General features: G+C 63.3%; 4 protein-coding genes. All 4 read left to right on the top strand.

From position 1 onward, the window contains the following. Window positions 1–12: 12 nt before the first annotated feature. The 4 genes from ehuB to eutA all read left to right on the top strand — a co-directional run bounded on the left by ehuB (window position 13) and on the right by eutA (window position 3,158). Complete coding sequence (gene ehuB / locus EN750_RS24810) at window positions 13–867, top strand: ectoine/hydroxyectoine ABC transporter substrate-binding protein EhuB (protein WP_127398030.1); 855 nt, start codon at window positions 13–15, stop codon at window positions 865–867. Between the two features lie 157 nt (window positions 868–1,024). Further along, a complete protein-coding gene (gene ehuC, locus EN750_RS24805) occupies window positions 1,025–1,684 on the top strand; it encodes an ectoine/hydroxyectoine ABC transporter permease subunit EhuC (protein ID WP_127398028.1) in 660 nt (219 codons plus the stop codon). Window positions 1,685–1,718: 34 nt separating this feature from the next. After that, window positions 1,719–2,378: an ectoine/hydroxyectoine ABC transporter permease subunit EhuD gene (gene ehuD, locus EN750_RS24800; RefSeq protein WP_127270574.1), complete on the top strand. Its 660-nt coding sequence runs from the start codon at window positions 1,719–1,721 to the stop codon at window positions 2,376–2,378. Window positions 2,379–2,381: 3 nt separating this feature from the next. Beyond that, window positions 2,382–3,158, top strand: a complete 777-nt coding sequence (eutA, locus tag EN750_RS24795) for an ectoine utilization protein EutA (RefSeq protein ID WP_127398026.1) — start codon at window positions 2,382–2,384, stop codon at window positions 3,156–3,158. Window positions 3,159–3,387 lie beyond the last annotated feature (229 nt).

Genomic DNA, 3,387 nt, shown 5'->3' with positions numbered 1-3,387 from the left:
GAGTTGGGAACAATGAAGAAGAAACTTGGCATTCTGGCTGGCGTCGCCAGCCTTACGCTGGCGGCGGTGCTGGCCGCCTCGAGCGTGGGTTCGGCCGATGACAGCAAGCTCGAACAACTCAAGGCGCAAGGTTTCGCTCGCCTCGCCATCGCCAACGAGCCGCCCTACACGGCGGTCGCCGCCGACGGCAAAGTTTCGGGTGCCGCGCCCGATGTGGCCCGCGAGATATTCAAGCGGCTCGGCGTCGCCGACGTCGCCGCTTCGATCTCTGAATATGGCGCCATGATCCCCGGCCTGCAGGCAGGTCGCTTCGATGTCGTCACCGCCGGCCTGTTCATGAAGCCGGAACGCTGCGCCGCCGTCGTCTATTCCGAGCCGGTGCTTTGCGATGCCGAGGCGATGTTGGTGAAGAAGGGCAATCCGAAGGGCTTCAAGAGCTATGAGGATGTCGCCAAGGATACGACTGCGACCATCGGCGCGCCGGGCGGCGGCACCGAGGAGAAGCTCGCGCTCAATGCCGGCGTGCCACGCGATCGCGTCATCGTCGTGCCGGATGGCCAGAGCGGCGTGAAGATGCTCCAGGATGGCCGCATCGACGCTTATTCGCTGCCCGTCCTGTCGATCAATGATCTGGTCAAGAAGGCCAACGATCCGAACCTCGAAGTCATCGCTCCGGTGCAGGGCGCACCGGTCTATTGCGACGGCGCCGCCTTCAAGAAGGGCGATGAGGCACTGCGCGACGCCTTCGACGTAGAACTGGCCAAGATGAAGAAATCAGGCGAGTTCGCCAAGATTATCGAACCCTACGGCTTCTCGGCGGCGGCGGCGATGTCGACCAGCCGCGACAAGCTCTGCGCGGCGAAGTGATTTTTCCTTCTCCCCGTTCAACGGGGAGAAGGTGTCACGAAGTGACGGATGAGGGGCGACGCCAAGTTCTGAGACTCTAGTGCTGCCCCTCATCTGCCTGCCGGCATCTTCTCCCCGTAAACGGGGAGAAGATGCTAAACCCAACGTTGGAACGTAAATGACCCAGTGGTCCGGCTATTTCGGCCTGATATTGCAGGGAGCTCTTGTCACCGTCGAGCTGACGCTGATGGGGTCGGTGCTTGCGCTGTTCATGGCCTTTCTTGCCGGAATGGGGCGGCTGTCGCGTTTCTTCGTGCTGCGCGCGCTGGCCACCGCCTACATCGAATTCTTCCGCGGCACCTCGATCTTCGTGCAGTTGTTCTGGGCCTATTTCGTGCTGCCCTTCATCGGCATTTCGTTGACCCCGTTGCAGGCCGGCGTGCTGGCGCTCGGCCTCAATGTCGGCGCCTACGCCGCCGAAGTCGTGCGCGGTGCCATCCAGTCGATCGGCCGCGAACAGTATGAGGCCTGCACCGCGCTCAATCTCGGGCGGTGGCAAGGCATGCGCCACATCATCCTGCCGCAGGCGCTGCTGGTGATGCTGCCGACTTTCGGCAACAACGCCATCGAATTGCTCAAGGCGACCGCCGTGGTGTCGCTGATCTCGCTCACCGACCTGACCTTCCAGGCGCAGGTGGTGCGCGCCCAGACCGGCAACACCCTGGTGCCATTCACCACCATCCTGATCATCTATTTCATCCTCGCCCTGCTCATCTCGTGGGGCGTGCGCTCGCTGGAACGACGCATGGCGCGCGGCCTCGATGGGGTGCGTGCCTGATGGCCAATTTCCTTCTGATAAATTGGGCCTGCTGATGGAATGGGATTGGAATTTCGTCTGGGAAATCATGCCGACGCTGATCCAGGGGGTGAAGATCACCATCCTGGCGACGCTGCTCGGCTCGGTGCTGGCGGCGGTCGTCGGGCTGGGCATTGCGCTGGCGCGCCGCTCGCCCAACAAAGCGCTGTCGCGCACGGTCGGCTGGGCGGCTGAATTCATCCGTGGCACGCCGCTGCTGGTGCAGCTCTATTTCATTTTCTACGTGCTGCCCGACATCGGCATCCTGTTGCCGCCGCTGGTCGCCGGTGTCATCGGGCTCGGGCTGCATTACGGCACCTACACGGCCGAGGTTTATCGTGCCGGCATCGACAATGTGCCGCGCGGCCAATGGGAGGCCGCCAAGGCATGCAATTTGAGCGCCAGTCAGACCTGGACCCACATCATCATTCCGCAGGCCATCCCGCCGATGATTCCGGCGCTCGCCAATTATTTCATCGCCATGTTCAAGGAAACGCCGCTGCTGTCGGCAATCACCGTGCTGGAACTGATGAACCAGGCCAAAAGCGTCGCCAACACCTACTATCGCTATATCGAGCCGATCACCTTGGTCGGTGCTTTCTTCCTGGTCATCAGTCTGTTTTCGGTCGTGCTGCTGCGCTGGCTGGAACGCCGCTACGGCAAGATCGAGAGGTAGCCGATGAAACCCTTGCCCGAGATCAAGATCTACCCGAAACGGCCGGCGCTGGATGCACGCCCGCTCGACATGCGCATCGGCCTGATCATCCTGGCCACTGATCACACCAGCGAACCGGATTTCCGCCGCATGGTGGCGAGCGAGCGGGTCGGCGTCTATGTCGCGCGCATTCCCTATGCCAACCCGACGACGCCTGAAAACCTGCGCAAGATGCAGCCGGCGCTGACGGCGGGCGCGGCCCTGATCCTGCCGGACGAGAAGCTCGATGCCATCTGCTATTCCTGCACTTCGGCGTCGGTGGTAATCGGCGATGCCGAGATCGAGGCGGCGATCCAGGTCGCAAAGCCCGGCGTGCCGGTGGTCACACCGCCGATGGCGGGCGTGCGCGGGCTGCGTGCGCTGGGCGCAAACAAGCTCAGCATCCTCACTCCCTACACGGTCGAAACATCCAGGCCGATGGCCACCTATTTCGCGGCGCGCGGCTTCGAGATCGTCAGCTTCACCTGCCTCGGTTTCGAGGATGACCGCGAGATGGCGCGCATCGCACCGGCAACGCTTGTCGATCTTGCGCGGGAAGCCACCGGCGCCACCGCCGATGCGCTGTTCGTGTCCTGCACGGCGCTGCGTAGCGCCCTCGCGCTCACCGGCATGGAAAAGGCGATCGGACGTCCCGTGGTGACCAGCAACCAGGCGACCGCCTGGAACTGCCTGAGATTGTGCGGGGATGAGGCGCCGCATCCTGAGTTCGGGCGGCTGATGACGTTGCCGTTGGTTCAGTAAGACGATGTCCCACATTCACGAGCGACCCCCTCTGGCCTGCCGGCCATCTCCCCCTCGAGGGGGGAGATTAGCTGCTGCCCGGCTTTCGCCAATCACCGACGTGACAGGAAGAACGGCAGCGTCGAAGCTGCCAATCTCCCCCCTCGAGGGGGAGATGGCCGGCAGGCCAGAGGGGGTCGCCCCATGACGCGCGCCGTCGCCCTAGCGGACATCCGTATCGCCCGTGACC

Source organism: Mesorhizobium sp. M7A.F.Ca.ET.027.03.2.1, assembly GCF_003999175.1.
GTDB lineage: Bacteria > Pseudomonadota > Alphaproteobacteria > Rhizobiales > Rhizobiaceae > Mesorhizobium.
Note: the sequence above shows the minus strand (reverse complement) of the source record. Positions and strands in the feature narration are given on the sequence as shown.

What these genes read in the sequence shown, in the direction of transcription:
- eutA (WP_127398026.1), top strand. Translation starts at nt 2,382, where the DNA reads ATGAAACCCTTGCCCGAGATCAAGATCTACCCGAAACGGCCGGCGCTG.
- ehuB (WP_127398030.1), top strand. Translation starts at nt 13, where the DNA reads ATGAAGAAGAAACTTGGCATTCTGGCTGGCGTCGCCAGCCTTACGCTG.
- ehuD (WP_127270574.1), top strand. Translation starts at nt 1,719, where the DNA reads ATGGAATGGGATTGGAATTTCGTCTGGGAAATCATGCCGACGCTGATC.
- ehuC (WP_127398028.1), top strand. Translation starts at nt 1,025, where the DNA reads ATGACCCAGTGGTCCGGCTATTTCGGCCTGATATTGCAGGGAGCTCTT.